The 20,562-nt window shown below is 69.6% G+C and carries 19 protein-coding genes; 9 read left to right on the top strand and 10 right to left on the bottom strand.

Features of this window, described 5'->3' with window-relative positions; genetic code table 11:
• The first annotated feature begins 11 nt into the window (after positions 1 to 11).
• Complete coding sequence (locus tag ACFSVL_RS03950; protein ID WP_378300541.1) at positions 12 to 440, top strand: DoxX family protein; 429 nt, start codon at positions 12 to 14, stop codon at positions 438 to 440.
• Between the two features lie 33 nt (positions 441 to 473).
• Here the strand turns inward: ACFSVL_RS03950 and ACFSVL_RS03945 are convergent, their stop codons facing one another.
• The 3 genes from ACFSVL_RS03945 to ACFSVL_RS03935 all read right to left on the bottom strand — a co-directional run bounded on the left by ACFSVL_RS03945 (position 474) and on the right by ACFSVL_RS03935 (position 4,236).
• The gene (locus ACFSVL_RS03945) at positions 474 to 1,178 is read right to left on the bottom strand and encodes a TIGR03089 family protein (RefSeq protein ID WP_378300539.1); all 705 of its coding nucleotides are present in this window, start codon (positions 1,176 to 1,178) and stop codon (positions 474 to 476) included.
• Positions 1,179 to 1,199: 21 nt separating this feature from the next.
• Positions 1,200 to 2,633, bottom strand: coding sequence for an LCP family protein (locus tag ACFSVL_RS03940; protein ID WP_378300537.1), 1,434 nt, complete (start codon positions 2,631 to 2,633; stop codon positions 1,200 to 1,202).
• A 64-nt stretch (positions 2,634 to 2,697) separates the two neighbouring features.
• Complete coding sequence (locus ACFSVL_RS03935; protein WP_378300535.1) at positions 2,698 to 4,236, bottom strand: LCP family protein; 1,539 nt, start codon at positions 4,234 to 4,236, stop codon at positions 2,698 to 2,700.
• Between the two features lie 118 nt (positions 4,237 to 4,354).
• Here ACFSVL_RS03935 and rfbB point away from each other — a divergent pair, with 118 nt between their 5' ends.
• Both rfbB and rfbD read left to right on the top strand, forming a co-directional pair.
• On the top strand, positions 4,355 to 5,347 hold the full coding sequence (rfbB, locus tag ACFSVL_RS03930; RefSeq protein ID WP_378301953.1) for a dTDP-glucose 4,6-dehydratase: 993 nt from the start codon (positions 4,355 to 4,357) through the stop codon (positions 5,345 to 5,347).
• A 28-nt stretch (positions 5,348 to 5,375) separates the two neighbouring features.
• On the top strand, positions 5,376 to 6,260 hold the full coding sequence (gene rfbD, locus ACFSVL_RS03925; RefSeq protein ID WP_378300533.1) for a dTDP-4-dehydrorhamnose reductase: 885 nt from the start codon (positions 5,376 to 5,378) through the stop codon (positions 6,258 to 6,260).
• A gap of 305 nt (positions 6,261 to 6,565) precedes the next feature.
• Here the strand turns inward: rfbD and ACFSVL_RS03920 are convergent, their stop codons facing one another.
• From ACFSVL_RS03920 to ACFSVL_RS03910, 3 genes are read right to left on the bottom strand one after another with little or no spacing between them, the layout of a single operon-like run.
• A complete protein-coding gene (locus ACFSVL_RS03920; protein ID WP_378300531.1) occupies positions 6,566 to 7,651 on the bottom strand; it encodes a glycosyltransferase family 4 protein in 1,086 nt (361 codons plus the stop codon).
• Positions 7,644 to 10,151, bottom strand: a complete 2,508-nt coding sequence (locus tag ACFSVL_RS03915) for a glycosyltransferase (protein ID WP_378300529.1) — start codon at positions 10,149 to 10,151, stop codon at positions 7,644 to 7,646. The genes ACFSVL_RS03920 and ACFSVL_RS03915 overlap by 8 nt, the downstream gene beginning before the upstream one ends.
• A gap of 32 nt (positions 10,152 to 10,183) precedes the next feature.
• Positions 10,184 to 11,113 carry a glycosyltransferase family 2 protein gene (locus ACFSVL_RS03910; protein WP_378300527.1) on the bottom strand — a complete coding sequence of 310 codons (930 nt, stop codon included), beginning with the start codon at positions 11,111 to 11,113 and terminating at the stop codon, positions 10,184 to 10,186.
• A gap of 18 nt (positions 11,114 to 11,131) precedes the next feature.
• Between ACFSVL_RS03910 and ACFSVL_RS03905 the strand changes: the two genes are divergently transcribed.
• Positions 11,132 to 12,217 carry a glycosyltransferase family 4 protein gene (locus tag ACFSVL_RS03905; protein WP_378300525.1) on the top strand — a complete coding sequence of 362 codons (1,086 nt, stop codon included), beginning with the start codon at positions 11,132 to 11,134 and terminating at the stop codon, positions 12,215 to 12,217.
• A 307-nt stretch (positions 12,218 to 12,524) separates the two neighbouring features.
• A complete protein-coding gene (locus tag ACFSVL_RS03900) occupies positions 12,525 to 13,655 on the top strand; it encodes a glycosyltransferase family 4 protein (protein ID WP_378301951.1) in 1,131 nt (376 codons plus the stop codon).
• On the opposite strand, the gene ACFSVL_RS03895 is transcribed toward ACFSVL_RS03900, so the two are convergent.
• The 3 genes from ACFSVL_RS03895 to ACFSVL_RS03885 form a co-directional block, all read right to left on the bottom strand.
• A complete protein-coding gene (locus tag ACFSVL_RS03895) occupies positions 13,652 to 14,626 on the bottom strand; it encodes an amidohydrolase family protein (RefSeq protein WP_378300523.1) in 975 nt (324 codons plus the stop codon). The two genes, ACFSVL_RS03900 and ACFSVL_RS03895, sit on opposite strands and share 4 nt — an antisense overlap.
• A 45-nt stretch (positions 14,627 to 14,671) precedes the next feature.
• Complete coding sequence (locus ACFSVL_RS03890) at positions 14,672 to 15,001, bottom strand: hypothetical protein (RefSeq protein ID WP_378300521.1); 330 nt, start codon at positions 14,999 to 15,001, stop codon at positions 14,672 to 14,674.
• Positions 15,002 to 15,232: 231 nt separating this feature from the next.
• Positions 15,233 to 15,865: an SRPBCC family protein gene (locus tag ACFSVL_RS03885; protein ID WP_378300519.1), complete on the bottom strand. Its 633-nt coding sequence runs from the start codon at positions 15,863 to 15,865 to the stop codon at positions 15,233 to 15,235.
• 136 nt (positions 15,866 to 16,001) lie between these two features.
• On the opposite strand from ACFSVL_RS03885, the gene ACFSVL_RS03880 reads away from it, so the two are divergent.
• Both ACFSVL_RS03880 and ACFSVL_RS03875 read left to right on the top strand, forming a co-directional pair.
• Entirely contained in the window at positions 16,002 to 16,637 is a 636-nt protein-coding gene (locus tag ACFSVL_RS03880; protein ID WP_378301949.1) for a TetR/AcrR family transcriptional regulator, read from the top strand.
• Between the two features lie 70 nt (positions 16,638 to 16,707).
• Entirely contained in the window at positions 16,708 to 17,571 is an 864-nt protein-coding gene (locus ACFSVL_RS03875) for a glycosyltransferase family 2 protein (protein ID WP_378300517.1), read from the top strand.
• 349 nt (positions 17,572 to 17,920) lie between these two features.
• On the opposite strand, the gene ACFSVL_RS03870 is transcribed toward ACFSVL_RS03875, so the two are convergent.
• Positions 17,921 to 18,400 carry a hypothetical protein gene (locus ACFSVL_RS03870; protein WP_378300515.1) on the bottom strand — a complete coding sequence of 160 codons (480 nt, stop codon included), beginning with the start codon at positions 18,398 to 18,400 and terminating at the stop codon, positions 17,921 to 17,923.
• A 140-nt stretch (positions 18,401 to 18,540) separates the two neighbouring features.
• On the opposite strand from ACFSVL_RS03870, the gene ACFSVL_RS03865 reads away from it, so the two are divergent.
• Together ACFSVL_RS03865 and ACFSVL_RS03860 are read left to right on the top strand one after the other, a co-directional pair.
• Positions 18,541 to 19,620 carry a sugar phosphate nucleotidyltransferase gene (locus ACFSVL_RS03865; RefSeq protein WP_378300513.1) on the top strand — a complete coding sequence of 360 codons (1,080 nt, stop codon included), beginning with the start codon at positions 18,541 to 18,543 and terminating at the stop codon, positions 19,618 to 19,620.
• Positions 19,620 to 20,513, top strand: coding sequence for a DNA-3-methyladenine glycosylase family protein (locus ACFSVL_RS03860; protein ID WP_378300511.1), 894 nt, complete (start codon positions 19,620 to 19,622; stop codon positions 20,511 to 20,513). Before ACFSVL_RS03865 ends, ACFSVL_RS03860 begins: the two co-directional genes overlap by 1 nt.
• Positions 20,514 to 20,562: the final 49 nt, after the last annotated feature.

The raw sequence follows: 20,562 nt of genomic DNA, 5'->3' as shown, positions 1-20,562 counted from the left end.
GAGCTGTCTCCATGTTGACTCGAGTCAAGGACGTCGCGCTGCTGCTCGGCCGGATCGGCATCGCGGTGGTGTTCTTCGCCCACGGCCTGCAGAAATGGAACAGCGGCGTGGGTGCGACCGCCGACATGTTCAGCCAGATCGGCATCCCGCTGCCGAGTGTCTCCGCGTTCCTGGTGATCGTGCTCGAACTGCTCGGGTCGATCGCGTTCGTCGTGGGCTTCCTGCTGCCGGTGGTCGCCATCGGCTACGCCATCAACATGGCCGGCGCGCTGATCTCGGTCCACGCGGCGAACGGCCTCACCGGCGAAGGCGGCTACGAACTGGTGCTGGTGCTCGGCCTCACCGCGCTGGCGCTGGGCTTCAACGGCGGCCGGCTTTCCCTGGACCACGTGCTGTTCCGGCGTCGTCGCCAGGGCGCGAGCGAGCTGCAGAACGCCTGAGTACCGCGTGAGTGCTGACACCGCGGTCAGCACTCACGAGGTCAGGTCTGCGGTGGTTTTTTCGGCCTCGCGGCGGGCGGACAGTTTCGCCGGGTCCGCGTTCGTGACCTGCACCAGATGCGCGCTGGCGGCGAGCGGAACGAGCAGGCCGTCCAGTACGCCCTCCGGCACCGTCCAGTCCAACGTGGACAGCACTCGGTCGGCGGCGGTCAGGCCGAGTTTCGCCGCGCGGGCAGTGGCTTCCGCCCACACTTCGTCCACAGTGGAGGATCCGAGCGCCGGGGTGTCGCCGGGGATCGGCTGCATCGGGACGAACTGGTCTCCGGACATCCGGGCCTCGGCGAGGTAGTCGAGCGCTCCGCCGGACGGCGGCGTCGACAGGCCGCGGCCCATCGGGTCCAGCGACACCACCGCGACGGCCGGCGCGTCGATTTCCTCGTCCGGACTCGTGAACACCACCCGCGCGCCGTCCGGCTCCGCGACCACGTGCGCCCCGCACCACCACGCGCCGAGCAGCACGCCCGCGGTCTGCCAGTGCGCGGGCAGCCGCACCGCGACGGCGTCGCCCGGCTCCACGTCGAACTCGTCGACCAGCCAGTTCGCCGTCTTCGCGGCCCAGTTCTGCATCGTCGCCACGGACAGCTCGACCCGGCTGCCGAGCCGGTCGTCGTAGTGCGTGACCAGCGGTTTCGCCGGCGAGGCCAGGAGCGGGCGCAGCAGCTGCTCGGTGAGACTCATGCGTTCAGGCTAGCCGCGGCGTCAGTCGACGCAGGGCACGCCCGGAAGTCCGGAGTCCAGGCCCCGCGGCACCGCCCCGGCCGCCGCGCCGCCGCCCCCGGAACCGTTCCGCCCGGCCAGCCCCGCGACGAACTTCTGCACCGCGGCCGGATCGACCTCCACGATGCTCTGCCCGTCCTCGCTGCGGCCGTTCGTGGTGATGACCGGGATCGTCGCGAAGGTCAGGTCGCCGGACGCGATGCCCTTGACCTGCTGGGCGAATTCGAGCACGTCGAGGCTGTCGTCAAGCACGAACGACCGGTGCACCGCGTCCATCAGGCTGTTGAGCGTGGCCTGGTTGGTGAGCGTGCCCGCCGACAGCACCTTGCGCAGCGCCGAGGACAGGAACGCCTGCTGCCGCTTGATCCGGTCGAGGTCGCCGTTCGGCAGGTTCTTGCGCTGGCGCACGAAGGACAGCGCCTCGCCGCCGCTGACCGTCTGCACGCCGCGCCGGAAGTTCGCGCCGGAGTCCTTGTCCGACGTCGCGTGGTTCAGGCACACCGGAACGCCGCCGACGGCCTCGGTGATCAGGTAAAACCCGAGCAGGTTGACCTCGGCGTAGTGGTCGATGCGGGCTTGGGTGAGGTCCTGCACGGTCTGGACCAGTGCCCGCCGCCCGGCGGCGTCCGAATCGCGGGAGAGCTTCGCCTGGTCGCGCTCGCCTCGCGCGCGTTCCTCCTGCTCGGCGTGCGCCTTGGCGACGCCGTACGCGGAGTTGATCTTCGCCTTGCCGCGGCCCGGCACGTCGACCCAGCTGTCGCGCGGGATCGACACCGCGGACGCCTTGCCGCCGTTCTTCGGGATCCGCAGCAGGATGACGGTGTCGGTGTTGATGCCGGCCTTTTCCTCGGTGCGCAACGACTTCAGCATGCTCAGCGGCAGCGGGTTGCCCTGGATGTCGGTGCGCGCGTCGCTGCCGACGAGCAGGATGTCGGTGCCGCCGTCGTCGGCGGGCGGGGCCGGCGGTTCGCCCGCGCGCGGCGTGAGGACGTCGGTGGTGGGGACGTTGTCCTGGAGCCGGTCCTTGGTGACGTACGCGTAGCCGGTCGCGCCCAGTGCGACCAGTGAGACCAGGCCGAGCGCGACCCGGCGGGTGATCCGGGTGACCCGGCCCGTGCGGCGGACTGGCTCCGGTTCCGGCGGCGGCGCGGGGTTCGACGGCTGGGGGAGTTCCACTCGCGGGTACGGCGAGGGCTTCCACTCGGAAGTGGCCTTGTCCTCGGTGCCCTCGGCACCCTCGGTAACCGGCTCGGCCTCCTCGGCGGCGGTGTCCTCGGTCACCTCGTCGGCAGCCGGTTCAGCCGCGGCGTGCTTCGGCCCCGTGGTTCCGTCGGATTCACGGCCCGAGGCGTCGGAAACCGCCGGACTGTCGGCAGAATCCGCCGCCCGGTCCGGTTTGTCCTGGTTTTCGCTCACCCCGACTACCTCCCCGCTCACCAGCGTACGGCCAGCGGTGCGCCGCCACGCTGGGTGCCCGACTCTAGTTGACGCAGGGAACATCGCCCGCCGTGATCGGCGGCGCGGGTGAGTTCGAAGGCCCGGACTGCGGCGATCCGGACTGCGAAGACGCGGGCGGTGCCGCAGGCGGGGCGGAGGAGGTCGTGGCCGGCGTGCCGGGCGTGTCCTTGGCGTCCTTGCCGAGAATCACCCGGACGTGCCCGGCGGCGACGTCGGCGTCCGGCTCGGCCTGGGCGGTGCCGCCGAGGGCTTGGCGGACCAGGTCGGCGGCGGCCTCGTCGGACGGGTGGTAGCGCAGCACGGTGGTCGAGCGGGTGGACAGCTTCGTGCTCGTGCCGAGCTGGAAACCCTTGCCCTGCAACAGGCTTCGCAGCTGCTCGGCGGCACCGGAACCGGAGCCGTCGAACAGTTCGACGGTGACCTTCTCGGCGCCGGGCAGCGGAGCGTCGCTGGGCGGCGGCGCGCTGCCGTCGGAGGTCAGCCGGTCGATCTCGGCGCGGACCTTCGCCTGGTCGACGCGCAGCACGTCCGCACCGCCGATGACCGCGTTGCCCCCGGTGGGGATGGTGTGGAACTCGACGTTGCCGCCGGTCAGCCCGCGCATCTGGTCGACGAACTCGGCGAGGTCCCAGCCCGCGGACAGCACCACGGACTTCTTCACCGCCTCGATCAGCTGCGCGATCCGGACCGGGTTGGCCAGCACCTCGGACGACAGCACCTTGCTCGCCAGCCCGGACAGGAACGCCTGCTGGCGCCCGATCCGGTCGAGGTCGCCGTTGGGCAGGCCGTAGCGCTGCCGGACGAACGCGAGCGCCTGCACGCCCTCGATGGTCTGCTTCCCGGCGGGCAGGTTGACGCCCGACTTCTTTTCCTGCACCGCGTGGTTGAGGCACACCTGCACGCCGCCGATGGCCTTCGTGACCTCGTAGAAGCTGGCCAGGTTCACCTCGGCGTAGCGGTCGATCATGCCCGGTTTGCCGATGAACTTCTCCAGCGTCGCGACCAGGTTCTTGCGGCCGGCGAGCTTGGCTTTCTCGTCGACGTCCTTGAGGTCGGCGTTGCCCTTGGCCTGCAGTGTCTTGGCGGTGTCGTTGTAGGCGTAGACGTACGCGCTGTTCAGCTTGTGCTTGCCGAAGCCGCCGGTGATCTCGACGTAGGAGTCGCGGGGGAAGGAGATCGCGATCGCGTGCTCACCGTTCTGCGGGATGTGCACGAGAATCATCGTGTCGGTCTGCTTCTCGCCGTCGGATTCGCCGGCGTGCAGCATGTCGAGCACCTCGCGGGGCAGCGGGTTGCCCTGCGCGTCGGTGCGGCTGTCCTGTCCGACCAGGAGGATGTCGATGGCCCCGTCGAGCGGTTTCGCGTGCGGCTGCTGTTCGCCGAAGATCGCCGTGGTGGAGAAACCGGACTGCGGGTCGCCGATGAACTGCCAGCCGTACCAGGTCAGCGCCAGCACGATCACCGAGACGACGGACAGCGCGATCTTCCCGCTCCGCCGCAACACGACGAGCACGCCGCGACCGCGGTGCACCGGCAGCGGTGTCCCCGGCCATTCGGCCACTTGTTCCTCCCCAGGATGCCCCGCGCATTTCGCGCTTTTCCGAACTCTACCGACTCATCTGTGAGCCACCCGTAGGCTGGGGGCGAGAGTGCCCGGTCGGGCGGAAGGGTGGATGAGGATGCGGGTCCTGGTCACGGGCGGTGCCGGGTTCATCGGTTCGCACTATGTGCGGCAGGTGCTGTCGGGGGCGTACCCGACACTGGCCGACGCCGAGGTCGTGGTGCTCGACAAGCTCACCTACGCGGGCAACGAGGCCAACCTGGCCCCGGTCGCCGACAGCCCGCGGCTGCGCTTCGTGCGCGGCGACATCTGCGACACCGCACAGGTCACCGAGCTGATGCGCGGCGTCGACCTGGTCGTCCACTTCGCCGCCGAGTCCCATGTGGACCGCTCGATCCTCGGCTCGGCGGACTTCGTGCTCACCAACGTGCTCGGCACCCAGACCTTGTTGCAGGCCGCGCTGGAAGCGCGGGTCGGGAAGTTCGTGCACGTCTCGACGGACGAGGTGTACGGGTCCATCCAGGACGGTTCGTGGTCGGAAGACCACGTACTGGAGCCGAATTCGCCGTACTCGGCGTCGAAGGCTTCGTCGGATCTGATCGCCCGCTCGTACTTCCGCACGCACGGCCTGCCGGTGTGCGTCACGCGGTGCTCGAACAACTACGGCCCGTACCAGTTCCCGGAGAAGGTCATCCCGCTCTTCGCGACGAACCTGCTGGACGGCAAGAAAGTCCCGCTCTACGGCGATGGTCTGAACATCCGCGACTGGCTGCACGTGGACGACCACTGCCACGGAATCCAGCTGGTCGCCGACGGCGGCCGCCCCGGCGAGATCTACAACATCGGCGGCGGCACCGAACTGACCAACCGGGAACTGACCGAACGCCTGCTCGCCGCGGCGGGCGTCGGCTGGGAAATGGTCGAACCGGTCGCCGACCGGAAGGGCCACGACCGGCGGTACTCGGTCGACATCGCGAAGATCAGCGGTGAACTCGGTTACGCTCCGCGGGTGTCGTTCGAGGACGGGTTGGCCGAGACCGTGCGCTGGTATGCCGACCACCGGTCGTGGTGGGAGCCGCTGAAGGCCCGCGCCGCGCTCGGCACGTCCTGAAACCCTTGTCGTAGTAGGAGGTACGCCGGTGCGGCTGGCAGTGCTCGTGCCCGGCGGTTCTGGTCAGCTAGGCCGGGACCTGGTGAATTCCGCGGGCCCGGAGACGGACGTGCTCGCTCCCTCGTCGGCTGACCTGGATGTCACGGCGACCGGCCAGGTGATCAGCGCGGTCGGGGAATTGGCCGAGCGCGCGGCGGCGGCTGGTGCGGTGCCGGTGGTGATCAATGCGGCTGCTTATACGGCGGTTGATGCCGCGGAGTCTGACGAGGCTCGGGCGTTCGCGGTGAATGTGGACGGGCCACGGGTGCTGGCGGCGGCTTGTACTTCGCGCCGGGTGCCGTTGATCCATGTCTCCACGGATTATGTCTTTCCGGGGGATGGGGATCGGCCTTATGAGGTGGATGACGCGCTGGGGCCGAAGAATGCCTATGGGCGGACTAAGGCTGCTGGGGAGGACGCGGTCCTCGGGTCCGGGGCTTCGGCTTGGGTCGTGCGGACTAGCTGGGTTTACGGAAAGGGCGGGTCCAACTTCGTCGAGACCATGCGACGGTTGGAGTCGGAGCGGGATGAGCTGTCCGTTGTGGACGATCAGGTCGGAGCACCCACCTGGTCGGCGGATTTGGCCCGGGGTCTTTGGGAGTTAGCCGAACTGGTCGCTTCCGACCGGGGTCCGGCGGGAAAGGTCCTGCACTGCACTGGTGCCGGTGAGACTTCGTGGTACGGCTTCGCCCGAGCGATCTTCGAGGAAATCGGCGCGGACCCCACCCGAGTCAAACCCTGCACCACCGAAGAATTCCCCCGCCCAGCAGCACGCCCCGCATACTCCTTGCTCTCCAACGCTTCATGGCGAGACGCGGGACTAACTCCGCTAAGGGATTGGCGCGCGGCTTTAAACTCGTACCTGCACGCCTAACCAGAGAAAGCGCCCAGCCTCCGCCCTGCACCCCGATACGAAGCCAAAACACGGTCTGGGTCGGCTTGTCAAGGTACTCTTTCCAGCCTTGACAAGCCGACCCAGACCGTAGTCACACTTATGCTTCGGGGTGCCTTTCTCGCGCTCCGCTTTTCCCGGCTCCGCCGGGTTTTCCCCCGGCTCCGCCGGGGTTTCTCAAGAGGAGTGGGACCCCACCCCAATCTTTTAATTCTCACCGCGTGCCTGGCAGGGATCGGGGTTGCGGGGAGAGGGCTGGGTGGTTGCCCGCTTGTACGTTCCGGTTCTTACGACTCTGTTGCTTGCCGGTACGCGTCCAGCGTGCGCAGGGCGGTGTTGTGCCAGGTGAAGCTTGCTGCGTGGGTTCGTCTTGCGGTGGAGGTTGCGATGCCGTGAGGGTCGATGACCGCTTGGCGGAGCGCGTCGGCTAGGCCGACTACATCGTCGTAAGGAACCAGAGTGGCGCAGTCTCCGGCTACCTCGCGTAGTGCTGGGATATCTGTGCAGACGACGGGGACGTCTGAGGCCATTGCTTCCAGGACTGGCAGGCCGAAGCCCTCATCTCGCGAGGGGAGGACCAGGGCGGCGGCTCCCGCGACAACCGTGCGGAGGTCCACATCGGACAGATACCCGGTCTGACCAGAGCGGGGCAGGCGAGGGAACGGGCCAGGGCCGGCGAAGACCAGCGGCGGTAGGTCGGGGGCGGCGGCGTGGGCGGCGGCCAGCCAGTCCAATCCCTTGCGGGGGCCCGCGGCACCGGCGAACAGCAGATATTTGTCCGGCAGCCGGAGCTTCGCCCGCACCCCGTCGTCCGGTGGCCGGGCGGTGAACCACGCTGGGTTCACGCCAAGGGGAGTCGCGATGATCTTGGAGCGGTCGACGTCCAGTTTCTCCGCGACGGAATCCGCGACAGCCTCGGTCGGAGTGCAGATGACATTTGCTCGGTGGGCGCCGCGCCGGACCAGTTCGGGCAAGGTCCGGTCGGAGTGCGCGAGTTCCTGTGGGGCGTCGATGAAAGCCAGGTCGTGAATGGTCAGGACGCCAGCGGCGCGGAGTCGGCCGGGGAGGACGAAGTTGGTGCCGTGAACGACATCCGTCGGGCCGGCGAATAGCTCCACCGGAGGCAGCTGCGTCCGTAGCCAAGTCGCCCGGAGGAGTCGCGCCGATACTGGCATGCCTCGTGCTTGCACGCCATGCGGTAGCACGTGCCGCAGTTTCCGCCAGCCCCGCAAGGTAAACGCCACCGCGCGAAGGTCCACTTCGGACATCGAAGCCAGCTCTTCGCTCAGCGCCGCAGTGTACCGGCCAATCCCCGTCCGGGAGCCGAGCAGAGGGGTGCCGTCTAGCAGGACGCGCAGCGGACGATCAGCCACGGCGCAACCGCTCCCGTACCACCTTCGTGACCCGGCCCGCGGCCCGGCGGGCCAGTTCGCCTGGGCCGCCGGCGGCGAGATATTCGCGCACCAGGGCCACATCCCGCCGCACCATCGCGGTTCCGCGTACCGGTTCGCTGACGGTGAGATCCGCGCCGCCGGGCAAGCGGTCCGCAGCCGGACGCGGGTTGCGGCAGAACTCCACCAGCGGTTTCAGCGCCTCCGGCCAGGCATACCGCTGCGCCACCACGCGGATCCGCTCGACGCAGGCGTCGGCGAATTCCCGGTCATACAACGACTTCTCCAGCGCGTCCGCCAGTGCACCGGCGTCTTCGGCGGGTACCACGACGCCGAGGTTCTCCGCGCGGACGAGGTCGGCGAACGCGTCCCCGTCCGTCGTGACGATGGGCAAACCGGCCCACAGGTAATCGAGAACCCGGGTGCGGAAAGCGAAAGTCGTCTCGACGTGCTCGTAATGCGTGGTGACCCCGCAATCGGCATCCAGCAGCCAATTCTGCCGGTCCGAATACGGTACCCACTGCTCGTTGAAGAATACGTTCTTGTCCGTCAGGCCCAGTGAATCCGCGAGCCGCACCGTCCGGGCGCCGATGTCCATTTCGGCGACCTCGGGATTCGGGTGCTTCATGCCGAGGAACACGAGACGGGCGTCGTCGTGGCGGTGGCGCAGCAGGTCGAAGGCGCGGATCAGGGTGAGCGGGTCGAACCAGCTGTATACGCCGCCTGCCCACAGCACGACGCGGTCCGATTCGCCGATGCCGAGCGAGGAACGCAGGCCCGGACCGGTGCGCGTCGGGGCTTGCGGCGAGAGGCCGAACGGTACGACGGCGAGCAGCGACTGGGTGGTCGGGTCGGCGTCGTAAAGCCTGGGCGACAGACGGCCGAGCGCGGCGAGGTGGCCGAGCCAGAAGTGCCGCTGGCGTTCTGAGGCGCAGAGGAAGAAGTCGGCGCGTTCCAGTTGGGCGTCGAGGACGCGGGTGACGCCGGCCAGGTCGAGCGCGCGCTGGTCGTCGGGGGCGTCCTTGCCCTGTTCGAGCAGCTCCAGGTGCATCGGGTCGTAGACGTCGGCGACCACGATCTTGTTCTCGTGCTGCTTTTTCAGCGACGGGGCCAGCTCCAGCACGTGGCCCTGCAGGATCACGACGTCCGCCCATTCGATGGGGCCGTCGAGATCGCGGTGCTTGCCCGAGCTGATCCGGAAGGCCGCGGGCGGCGGCGAGACCAGCGGGTTGGTGGTCATGAGGTGCACGTCGTGCTCGGCGGACAGCGTCGAGGCGATGTTCCACGCCCGGATCGCCGGGCCGGCCATGCGCTCGGTGATCGAGTCTCCGGTCAGCACGAGGATCTTGCGCCGCTGCCCGAACACGTCCTTGATGCCGAACGCCTCGACGAGGATTTCGTGCGCGCGCAGGTAGTCCGGCAGCGGGTACGCGGGCTCAAGTGCCTTGCGCAGCAAGGGAAGCAGGTCGGCGTCGGTGCGCACGCGCGCGGCTTGCTCCACTGCCCGCGACTCGGCCAGCGACGGCATCATCTCCACGAACCGGTCCACCGCGAGCACCCCGGCGAGCGTGGTGCGCGGGACCGCGACCTCGGAGGTGTCGACCGGGCCGACGCCCTTCTCCAGGTTGAGCTGCTCCGGGTCGATGCCACCGCGCGCGGTGGCCCGGCGGACGGCCAGCGCGAGCGCGGCGGGGAGCGCGCGGGCCAGTGATTCGTCGGAGAGGTTCTTGTACAGCGCGGCCAGCGCGTTGCGCTCCAGCAGGAACGTCTCGCGGCCGGTGTCCGGTGCGTCGACGGCGGCCATGGTGCCGTGATGACGGTGGTAGGTGAGCGATTCCGGCACGTAGCGGACGCGCCAGCCGCGCAGGTTGAGCCGCCAGCCGAGGTCGACGTCCTCGTAGAACATGAAAAAGCGCTCGTCGAAGCCGTCCAGCTCGGCGAACACCGAGGCGCGCACGAACAGCGCCGAGCCGGTGCCGAAGAGGACGTCCTTGGCGACGTCGTGTTCGGCGTCGGGCACGTCGGCGAGCGGGCTGCCGGCGTGCCGTTTGTAGCCCATGCCGAACCAGGTCAGACCCGCGTCCACGAAATCGGTGCCGGTGCCGTCCCAGTCGAGGACCTTGCTCGCGACCGCGGCGACGGTCGGCTGCGCGCGCAGTTCGGCGACGGCTGCCGAGACCCAGGCCGGGGCGGGGCGCGCGTCGTTGTTGAGGAAGCCGAGGACGGTGCCGTTCGCGTGCTTCGCGCCGAGGTTGCAGCCGCCGGCGAATCCGGTGTTGACCGGCGATTCGATGAGGTGTACGTCCGGCACAGCGGCCCGGATGCGCGCCGCGTCGTCGCCGCCGGACGCGTTGTCGACACAGATCAGCTCGACATTCGCGTAGTCCAGGTCGGCGTGCAGCGCCCGCAGGCAGGTGATGGTGTCGTCGGCGCCGCGGTAATTCACCACGATCACCGAGACGAGCGGTTGCGGGTCCCCCACTGCGAAGCTCCTCCGTCGAATTTCCGCCCAGCTTAAAGGCCAGCCCAGGCTTCCCAGATCGCGCCTCGGCCCAGCGCCGAGATCCGGCCGACCCGGCCGCGTTCCCGCAGCGTGCGGGGGAGCCGGAGGACGACCTCGGCCAGCACCCGGAGGCGCAGCGCCGGATCGAAGTTCGCCGCGTCCGGACGGTGCCGGCGCAGCGGCAGCAAAGCGGTAATCGCGGCGAAGCGGGCCAGCTCGCGGACCGCGACTCCGGCGGGTGCGCAGCGCAGCAGCATGAGCAGCCGGTTGCGTTCGTTCCAGCGGTGAAACAGCGGTGAACCGGGGTTCGTGCTGGCCCCGTGCAGGTGCTGGACCCGCGCTTTCGGCGCCGCGGCGACGTGCCACCCGGCCAGCCGCAGCCGCCAGGCGGTGTCGGTGTCCTCGTAGTAACAGAAGAAGCTCGCCGGCACCCCGCCGACCGCGCGGACGGCCTCGGTGCGCAGCAGCGCGGCCCCGCCGCAGAAGCCGAAGACCTCGTCGCTGGGTTCGGTGAGGTCAGCGCCGTGGCCGTCGGCGGTGAGCCGGACTCCGATCGACTGCGTGCTGCCGTCGGGCAGTTCGAGCCGGGACGTGACGGCGGCGGCGAGCGGCTGGCTGTCGAGGGCGTCTTCGAGGGTGGCGAGCCAATCCGGCTCAGGGGCGGCGTCGTCGTTGAGCCAGGCGACGCGCGGGGTGTCGATGCGGTCGAGAACGTGGGCCATGGCACCCGCGTATCCGGTGTTGCGGCGCAGCCGCAGCACCTCCGGACGGCTGGGATGCTCGGCCAGAATCGTTGCGGTGCCGTCGGTTGAGGCGTTGTCCACGACAACTGTCCGATGTGGACGGCTCTGGGCGGCGAGCGCGTCGAGGCAGCCGGTGAGGTGGTCCGCTCCCCGCCACGTCACCACGACGACGGTGGTGCCGGAATCCGCGCTGGTCACCTGCGAGAGAATAGCGGCGTGCCCGAACTGGTCGTGATCGCCGAGCAACTGCTCGCCCCCGTTCCGGGTGGCACCGGCCGGTACACCGCCGAACTGCTGCCCGCGCTCGCCCGCACCGCGCCGCCCGGCTGGACCGTGTCCAGCGTGGTCGCGCGGCACGCGGACGTCTCCGCGGCGCGGATCGAGGGCGTCGAAGGCCCGCGGGTGCTGCCGCTGCCGCCTCGTGCGCTGGTCGCGCTCTGGCAACTCGGCCTGCGCTGGTGGCCGGGCGGTGACGCGGTGCACGCGCCGACCCCGTTCGCGCCGCCCCGTCCCCCGGCTGGGCGAACACTCACCGTCACCGTGCATGACACCGTGCCGTGGACGCATCCGGAGACCCTGACCGCGCGCGGCGTCAGCTGGCACCGGTCGATGATCGCGCGAGCGGCACGGCGCTCGTCCGGGCTGATCGTGCCGACGCGCGCGGTCGCCGACGAGCTGGCGGTGCTGCTGGACGTCGACGTCCCAGTGCGGGTCGTGCCGCACGGCGTGACGGTGCCGGAGGGGGCCGCGCGGCTTGATCTGCCGTCGCGGTACGTGCTGGCGGTCGGGACGATCGAACCGCGCAAGGGCATGGACGTGCTGATCGACGCGGTGGCCCAGCTGGACGGCACCGACGAGGTCGGCGACGTCGGCCTGGTGCTGGCCGGCCAGCCCGGCTGGGGCGGAATCGACCCGGTGCGGCTGGCGGCGGACCGAGGCCTGAAATCGGTGCGGGTGCTGGGAAAGGTCACCGACGCACAGCTGGCGACGGCCATGCGCGGCGCGAGCGTGCTGGCGGTGCCGAGCCTTGCCGAGGGGTTCGGCCTGCCGCTGCTGGAAGCGATGGCGATCGGGGTGCCGGTGGTGCACACCGACGTCCCGGCGCTGGTGGAGGTCTCCGGCGGGGCGGGGTTGGTGGTGCCGCGGGGGGACGCGGACGCGCTGGCCCGGGCGTTGCGGGAGGTGCTGTTGTCGCCGGACAAGGCGGCGGAACTGTCGAAGCTGGGGCGGGAGCGGGCTCGGACGTTTACCTGGCGGGCTGCGGCGGAGGCGGTTTGGGCTGCGCATCGGCGGTCTGGCTGACGGTGGGGCTGGCTGGGGCTTGGCTGGTGGGTTGGTGGTCCGGCGGGCTCGGCATGGCGCGGGCGGGCGGCAGCCGGGCTGACTGGCGGCGGGGCCGTGGTCGAGTTGGCGGGGGAATCGGGCTCGCCGGTCGGCCGTCGATCGGGCGGGTTCAGGCTGCGATCGACGTGACACGGACGGGTGAACCCAGATGGGTGAGCGCAGGTGGGCGAGGGTGGCCGGGCCCAGAGTTGGCGGCAGTTTGCCGGTTCCCGACCTGTGCGGTGGGTGATCGCCGTACGCTGCACTCGTGACCGGTGATCCCCGTGTGCTGATCGACGCGACCGCGGTGCCCGCGGATCGGGGCGGGGTCGGCCGATACGTGGACTCGCTCGTCGGCGCGCTCGACCAGGACGGGGCCCGGCTGACGGTCGTCTGCCAGCCGCGTGACCTGCCGCTGTACAGCCAGCTCGCGCCCGGGTCCCGGATCGTCGCCGCATCGCCCGCGACCTCGACGCGCACCGCCCGGCTGACCTGGGAACAAGCCACCCTGCCGCGCCTCGTGCGCCGGCTCGCCGCCGACGTCGTGCACTCGCCGCACTACACGATGCCGCTCGCCAGCCCGGCCGCTTCGGTGGTCACGCTGCACGACGCGACGTTCTTCACCGACGCAGTCCTGCACTCGTCGGTGAAGGCCCGCTTCTTCCGCGCGTGGACCACCACCGCGCTGCGCCGGGCGACACTCTGCGTAGTTCCCAGTCACGCGACAGCGGTAGAGCTGGCGCGGGTGAGCCCGGTGCGGCGCGCGGAGTTGGAGATCATCCATCACGGCGTCGACAGCGAACGGTTTCATCCGCCTTCCCCGGAGGAGGTCGCGGCGGCGCGGGCGGCGGTCGGGCTCGGCGCGACGCCGTACGTCGCGTTCCTCGGCGCGCTCGAACCTCGCAAGAACGTGCCGGCGCTGATCCGCGGCTACGCCCGCGCGGTCGCCGGTCAGCGGGACGCCCCGGCGCTCGTGCTCGCCGGCCAGCCCGGCTGGGACACCCAGGTGGAACGCGCGCTGGACGCGGTGCCGCACCGGCTTCGCGTGATCCGCGCCGGTTACCTGCCGTTCGGCACGCTCGCCGGATTCCTTGGTGGCGCGGAACTTGTGGCGTACCCGAGCCTTGGCGAAGGTTTCGGACTGCCGGTTCTCGAGGCGATGGCTTGCGGTGCCGCGGTACTGACCACGCGCCGGCTTTCCCTGCCGGAAGTCGGCGGCGACGCGGTGGCGTACTGCGGCGTCGGGGCGGGCGATGTCGCTGCCGCGTTGACGGAATTGCTGGCCGATCCGTCGCGTCGTTCAGTGCTCGCTTCCGCGGCGCAGCGGCGCGCCAAGGAATTCTCGTGGACGACAACGGCGGATCGGCACCGCGAGGCTTACGGCAAAGCCTGGCACCAGCATTTGCGCAACCGTTAGCTGAGGCCGTAAAGGGCTTCGGCGTTGGCGTGCGCGATCTTTTCCCGGTCTTCCGGGTTCGGCAATTCTTTCAGGAACTCCGTGATGGCTGCTGCTTCGACGCGATGGAACGGATAATCGCCGGACAGCAGAATCCGGTCGGCGGTCGTGTATTCGAGTGCGTTGCGGAGCATTCGCGGGACGAGCATTCCGCTAGTCGCCAGGTGGATGTTAGTGCGGAAGTATTCGGAAACGCGGCGTTCGAGATGTGTGGCGGTGTGCGAGAGGCTGTCGATGCGGTCGAGCGCGAATAGGACCACTTCGCCCCAGTGACCGAGGACGACCTGCAGTTCCGGATGACGGTCGAACGTTCCGCGCAAGATCAGCCGGATGACCGCGAGCCCGGCCTCGTAGTGCCAGCCGAGACCGTAGGTGGCCAGCCCGAGGTCGAGGTCCGGGCCGAGGCCGCTGTACGAAGCCTGCCGGACCGACTCCGGCGGAATCTGCGGATGAACGAACACCGGCCGCCCAAGCGCGGCGGCGGCACCGAGCACCTCGTCATACACCGGGTCGTCGAGAGGACGCTCGCCGCTTCGTCCGTACGACATGACCCCGACGTGCGCCGGATCGTTCGCGGTCCGCTGCAGTTCGGCGACCGCCGCGTCCGGATCGGACATCGGCAGCGTGGTCATGGCCCGGAAACGGCCGGGATGCTTCGCGACGGCCTCGCTGACGAGATCGTTCGCCTCACGGCTCAGCGCGATGCCTCGCGGCGCGGGGCATCCGTGCGTTCCCGGCGGCGCGATCGAGAGAATCTGGACGTCGATGCCCGCTTCGTCCATCCAGGCGACGCGCTGGTCGCCGATGTCGAACAACCGCTCGGGGAGGTCGCCCCGGTCGTTGTGGGCGATGCTCGGATCGCCGGATTCGGTGCGCAGCATCCGGTCGATGCCGGGTGTGGTCCAGTGCTCCTCGATGGCGATGGTTTTCATCGGCCTCCTCTTTAGGGCTGGTGGTTTTCAGGTTACCAGTTTCCCTTAACGGACTTTCGGGCTTTTACGGACGTGATGTGCGATAGCGACTACGACCCCGCTCGCGACGAAAACTGCGGTTACTGCTGGGTTCATGGATTTCGACAAGCTGGGCGCGCTTTCTGGGTTTGACAGCCAGAGTGCGAGGACTCCGAGATAGACCGCGGTCAGCCCGGCGGACCACCAGCGCAAGGCGGGTGGCTGGGAATTGCGCAGGCTGGAGATGAGCAGCGCGGCCAGGGGGATGCCGGAGATTAATGCGAACTGCCCGAGGACGAGAGCGGGGACGGACCAGGCGGTGACCAGGATGGGCAGCGAAACTCGGGGTGCGGGCATGGGATTTCTCCTTTGCTGGGTGGGATGGGGATGGGTTGTTCGCGGCGCATGGAATGGCGGCGAGGGGTGTTCTGGTGGTGAGTGGGGATCTGCTCGGCTGGTGCGGGTGGTGAGGGAAATGCCGGTGCCGGTAGGGAGGCGAGCCAAGAGCGGGAGCCGGTTCGGTGATGGCGGCAGCAACCCCGCGTCCGTCCTGTCGAGACTCCGCTCGTTCTCAGACTCTGCTGGTTCTCAGTGGTGGCAGGGCCGGGATTCGGCAGCGGCCTTCAAATCGGCGAGCCAGAGGTCCAGCCCTGGGGCCAGGTACTTGATCGCGGTCGCCGCGTCAGCTTCGAGTTGCTGGCCGGTCCAGCTTTCTTCGGTGCGGACGATGACTCCGCCTCGCACCGGGACGAAGTTCCAGACGTGCGTTCCCTTGTCGATCCGCAGCCCCTGGCCGATTGCCGGGCCGGACCAGCGGATGCACTGACCGGGTTTGGCCTGGTGGACGGTCGATGTGATGACCAATGTCGTGGCGGGTGTCGAGGGCGTGGCTGGCGCGGGAGTGGTCCAGCGGAACTGCGAACCGGGGTGCAGTCTGCCCGGATCTAGGCGCTTCATGCTGGTGACGGGTTTCTGCCAGCGCGGCCAGCTTTCGACGTCGGTGTGCAGCCGCCACACGGTGCTCAGTGGGGCCTTGATGAAGGTTTCCGTGCGGTGATGGAGCTTGGCGGCCGAGTCGATGCCTTTTCCTTGGCAGGTCAGGGAACCAGCCGGAGGCGCGGACGCGGCTTGGGCTGGTGCGGCGGCACCCAGCAGTCCGGCGGCGACAGGCAGGGCGAGCAGGGCGGCGCGCAGGTTGCGACGGGTCAAGGTCCTGAACATTCGTGAACTCCATTAGCGGTAGTTAAGACTATTAACTTCAGTGAAGGGGACGCTACCGGTTCACGGGAGTGAACGTCAATAGCGGAAGTGAAGGGGCTTAACTACACTGAGCGGGGTGAACGAAGGGGAAGGGCCGATGACCGAACAGGCACCGCGGGAGCGTTACCGCGAGCAGGTGCGTGACGAGATCAAGCGGCACGCGTGGGAGCAGATCACCGAGGCGGGGCTGCCCGCGTTGTCGCTGACCGCGATCGCCAAGCGGATGAGCATGACCGTGCCCGCGTTGTACCGGTACTTCCATGGCCGGGACGAGCTGATCACCGCGTTGATCCGGGACGCGTTCCGCAGCCTCGCCGACACCGTCCGGGCGGCCGCCGACACCGGGACTGACCTGCTCGGGCTGGCGCATGTCATCCGGGACTGGGCCAAGGCCGATCCGCAGCGCTACTTCCTCCTCTACGGCACGCCAGTGCCCGGTTACCACGCTCCCGCGGACACGACAGCGATCTCCAACGAGGTCATGGAAGTCCTGATCAAGACGGGTTCGGGAAGCGCCGAACCGGAGCGGCCGACGTCGTTCCACGTGCACCTGGAGAGCCACCGCGAATGGGTGGAGGGCGACGCCGTCGCGACCAGTGCGTTGCGCCGTGCGCTGTCCTTCTGGACCCGGCTGCACGGGGTGTTGTCGCTTGAGCTGGCCGGCCACTTCGAGGGGATGAAGTTCGATCCGGGCCTGATGATCGACGACGAGCTGGCCGAGCTGCGGGCGTGAACAAAAGTCACTGCGGGTGACCGGTTCGGTGGGCTGACGTAGCCGTCCGTGAGCAGTGGACAATGGCGCCGTGACTGAGCAGCGCACGTATGGTGACCGCGTCGGTGTCGTGACCGTGACGTACTTCCCCGGCGAAACGCTCGAGAAGTTCCTCGACACGCTCGACAAGGCGACCGACCACGAGGTTCGGGTCGTCGTCGCGGACAACGCGTCCACCGACGGCGCTCCGGAGAAGGCCGCCGAGCGCGAGAACGTGACGCTCGTCAGCATCGGCGAGAACGTCGGCTACGGAACGGCCGCCAACCGCGGCGTCGCGGCGCTCGACGACAGCTACGGCTGGGTCGTCGTGGTCAACCCGGACCTCGAATGGGAGCCCGGTTCGCTCGACGCGCTCCTCGAAGTCGCCGAGCGCTGGCCGCGCGGGGCCGCGTTCGGGCCGCTGATCCACGACCTCGACGGGACCGTCTACCCGTCCGCGCGGCTGCTGCCGTCGTTCGGGCGCGGGATCGGGCACGCGGTGTTCAGCAAGGTCTGGCCGGGCAACCCGTGGACCCGCGAATACCGCCAGGAAAACGCCGCGCCCGCCGAGCGCACGTCCGGCTGGCTGTCCGGCTCCTGCCAGCTCTTCCGGCGCGAGGCGTTCGACTCCGTCGGCGGTTTCGACACGCGCTACTTCATGTACTTCGAGGACGTCGACCTCGGCGACCGGCTCGCGAAGGCGGGCTGGCAGAACGTCTACGCCCCGTCGTCGAGCGTGATGCACATCGGCGGCCACTCGACGGCGCGCGCGTCGGCGAAGATGCTGCGCGCCCACCACGCGAGCGCCTACCGTTACCTCGCCGACCGGCATCAGGGGCTGCTGTGGAAACCGGTGCTGGCGGCGGTGAAGCTCGGACTGGCGCTGCGGGTGAAGCTGGAGACTCGGAAAGGCTGAGCCCGCGGGCGGCAAGGAAGTTGCGGCCGGAGCCGGGAGTCCGGAAAGGACAGCCGGGTGGAGGTGCCGCTCGGCTGGATCATGGTGAGCGCCAGTCCCGTCCGGCAGGTCCGCGGCTGAACGGGACCGTTGTCCGATCGGATTGCGGCAAGAACCAAGCACCGGGCATCGCGCGGATGGCCGTTCCGGGAACACCCGGGCAACCCGCTTGCCCCGGAGACCGTCCCGATGCTCAGCGGTCCCAACACTTTGCGCTCGTAAAGATCATTCGCGGGAGGGGCGAACCCCCGCACGGGAAATCTCCCCAGCGGATCCGGGCGAGCCCGGGCCGGGGAGATTCCCGGGGAGATCACAGCCCGTCGAGCCGCCGGGACAGGTTGGAGCGGCCGCTGTTCTGCTTGACCGTCGGGACCAGGCCGGTCATTTCCTCCTCGGCCGGGTCCTTCAGCGGGCTCGCCACCGGTTTCGCCTGCGGGCGCGGGACCAGCGGCGTCGTCGTCTGCGGGCCGGCCGGCTTCGGGACCGTCGGCTGCGGCACGGTGTTCTGCGGGCCCGGGACTTCGAGCGGCCGGGTCGGCGTCGGCTGGGCCAGCGGGTGCGGTGACGGCTGGGTTTGCGCGCCGCCCGCCAGCGGATGGTCGTTTTCTTCGATCAGCGACGCGGGCAGCTGCGTCGTGGTGTCGGGGTCCAGCCCGGAGACCACCGCTCTGGAGATCTGCTGGGTGCTGGAGGAATCCATCGGAGACGTCATGTTGTCCGGCGTCACCACGAAGGCGCCGCGGGATCGTGCGCGTGCGAGCAAAGCGTCCGCGCGATCGCGGGGGTCCATTCCCCTCGGCCTCCCGACTGACCCGGGGCCTCTAGGGAAAGGCCCGCCTGTTTCCTGTCTAGGGTAGGCCCTCGGGGCCCGCGCCGCCCACGTTTCCCGCGGCTTGTCGCTCAGCGGTGCGTGATACAAAGGAGATTTCTGTGACGTCCGAGGTCGAGGTCGACGCCGTCGTACTGGTCGGCGGCCAGGGCACGCGGCTGCGCCCGCTCACGCTGTCCGCGCCGAAGCCGATGCTGCCGACAGCAGGCACCCCCTACCTGAGCCACCTGTTCTCCCGCATCCGCGCGGCCGGGATCCGGCACGTGGTGCTCGGCACGTCGTACCGGGCCGAGGTGTTCGAGGAGTACTTCGGCGACGGGTCCGCGCACGGCCTCGAACTCGAGTACGTGGTGGAGGACGAGCCGCTCGACACCGGCGGCGCCATCCGCAACGTCTACGACCGGCTGCGCGCCGACCACGCGATCGTCTTCAACGGCGACATCCTCTCCGGGGCCGACCTGCACGCCCAGTTGCGCACGCACCTCGACTCCGGCGCGGACGTCACCCTCCACCTCCAGCGCGTCCCCGACCCGAGCCGGTTCGGTTCGGTGCCGACCGACTCCGGCGGGCGCGTCACCGCCTTCCTGGAGAAGACGCCGAACCCGCCGACCGACCAGATCAACGCCGGCTGCTACGTCTTCCGCCGTCCGGTGATCGAGACCATTCCGGCCGGACGGCGAGTGTCGGTCGAGCGCGAGACGTTCCCTGGGCTCCTCGAAAATGGTGCGCATTTGCACGGATTTGTCGATTCTTCGTACTGGCTCGACGTCGGGACCCCGGAAGCGTTTGTGCGCGGCAGTGCCGATTTGGTGCGCGGTGTTGCGCCTACCTCCGCGCTGGCTGGGCCGACCGGCGATTCTCTGGTGCTGGATGCGGCTTCCATCGGTGCCGGGGCCAAGCTGACCGGCGGCACGACGATCGGGGAGCGGGCTGTCGTGGGGCAGGGGGCGACGGTGTCCGGGTCGGTGGTGTTCGACGACGCGGTGATCGGTCCGGACGCTGTTGTGGAGAATTCGGTGCTGGGCCGCGGGGCGCAGGTCGGCGCGGGGGCGGTGCTGCGCGGCGTGGTGCTCGGCGACGGTGCGTCGGTGGGGGCTGGCTGCGAACTGCTTGACGGCGTCCGGATCTGGCCGGGCGTTGCGGTGCCGGACGGCGGCATCCGTTTTTCGAGCGACGCGTGATGGAGTGGCGTCCGGGGTTTCCGGTGGATCTGGCGCAGGTGCTGGGTCCGCTGAGCCGTGGGCGCGGGTCGCTGAACTTCCGGCGTGACCGCGGGGTCTGGTGGCTGGCCGCGAACACGCCTGGCGGCAAGGGAACGCTGGCGCTGCTGCACCGGGCGGACGGGGTCGTCGAGGCCGAGGCTTGGGGCGACGGCGCGGACTTCCTGCTCGACGGTGTGCCCGCGCTGCTGGGCGCGGACGATGACGACACCGGATTCGTCGCGCACCACGACGTGATCGCCGAGGGCCGCCGCATCGCGCCGGGGCTGCGGCTCGGGTCGACCGGGCGGGTGTGGGACGCGCTGGTGCTGGCGGTGCTGGAGCAGAAGGTGAGCGGCAAGGAGGCGATCCGGTCGTGGGCGGAGCTGTGCCGGTGGTTCGGCACGCGCGCGCCGGGGCCGGGGCCGGATTTCCTTCGGGTGCCGCCGGATCCGATCGCCATTCGGTCCATTGTGGACTGGAACTGGCACAAGATCGGCGTGGATCTCAAGCGCCGCACGGCTTTGCTCGAGGCGGCTCGGGTGGCGCCGCGGCTGGAGGAAGCGGTGCGTCTGCGCGGGGCCGAGGGGCGTGCGCGGCTGCGGAAGGTGCGGGGCATCGGCGTGTGGACGGCGGCGGAGATCGCCCAGCGCGCGTGGGGCGATCCGGACGCGGTCAGTTTCGGCGACTACAACATCCCGGCGATGGTCGGCTACACGCTGCTCGGCCGGAAGATCGACGACGAGGAGATGGCGCGGGTGCTGGCGCCGTATGCGCCGCAGCGGCAGCGGGCGATCCGGTATCTGGGGGCGGCTGGGGCTCGGCGGCCCAGGTTTGGGCCGCGGATTGAGTTGCGGGATTACCGGGCGATGTGAGTTTGGTGCCCGGCTGCGCGAGTGCAGTGGCCGGGCTGCGGGGCTGCCG

Source organism: Amycolatopsis silviterrae (assembly GCF_042684085.1).
In the GTDB taxonomy this organism is placed as follows: Bacteria; Actinomycetota; Actinomycetes; order Mycobacteriales; family Pseudonocardiaceae; genus Amycolatopsis; species Amycolatopsis silviterrae.
The sequence above is the reverse complement of the archived record's forward strand: the minus strand, read 5'-3'. Positions and strand labels throughout refer to the sequence as shown.

Excerpts from the sequence above, each read along its gene's own strand:
- ACFSVL_RS03890 (WP_378300521.1), bottom strand. The coding sequence starts at position 15,001 with ATGCCCGCACCCCGAGTTTCGCTGCCCATCCTGGTCACCGCCTGGTCC.
- ACFSVL_RS03885 (WP_378300519.1), bottom strand. The coding sequence starts at position 15,865 with ATGTTCAGGACCTTGACCCGTCGCAACCTGCGCGCCGCCCTGCTCGCC.
- ACFSVL_RS03945 (WP_378300539.1), bottom strand. The coding sequence starts at position 1,178 with ATGAGTCTCACCGAGCAGCTGCTGCGCCCGCTCCTGGCCTCGCCGGCG.
- ACFSVL_RS03870 (WP_378300515.1), bottom strand. The coding sequence starts at position 18,400 with ATGGACCCCCGCGATCGCGCGGACGCTTTGCTCGCACGCGCACGATCC.
- ACFSVL_RS03950 (WP_378300541.1), top strand. The coding sequence starts at position 12 with ATGTTGACTCGAGTCAAGGACGTCGCGCTGCTGCTCGGCCGGATCGGC.
- ACFSVL_RS03895 (WP_378300523.1), bottom strand. The coding sequence starts at position 14,626 with ATGAAAACCATCGCCATCGAGGAGCACTGGACCACACCCGGCATCGAC.
- rfbB (WP_378301953.1), top strand. The coding sequence starts at position 4,355 with ATGCGGGTCCTGGTCACGGGCGGTGCCGGGTTCATCGGTTCGCACTAT.
- ACFSVL_RS03860 (WP_378300511.1), top strand. The coding sequence starts at position 19,620 with ATGGAGTGGCGTCCGGGGTTTCCGGTGGATCTGGCGCAGGTGCTGGGT.
- ACFSVL_RS03880 (WP_378301949.1), top strand. The coding sequence starts at position 16,002 with ATGACCGAACAGGCACCGCGGGAGCGTTACCGCGAGCAGGTGCGTGAC.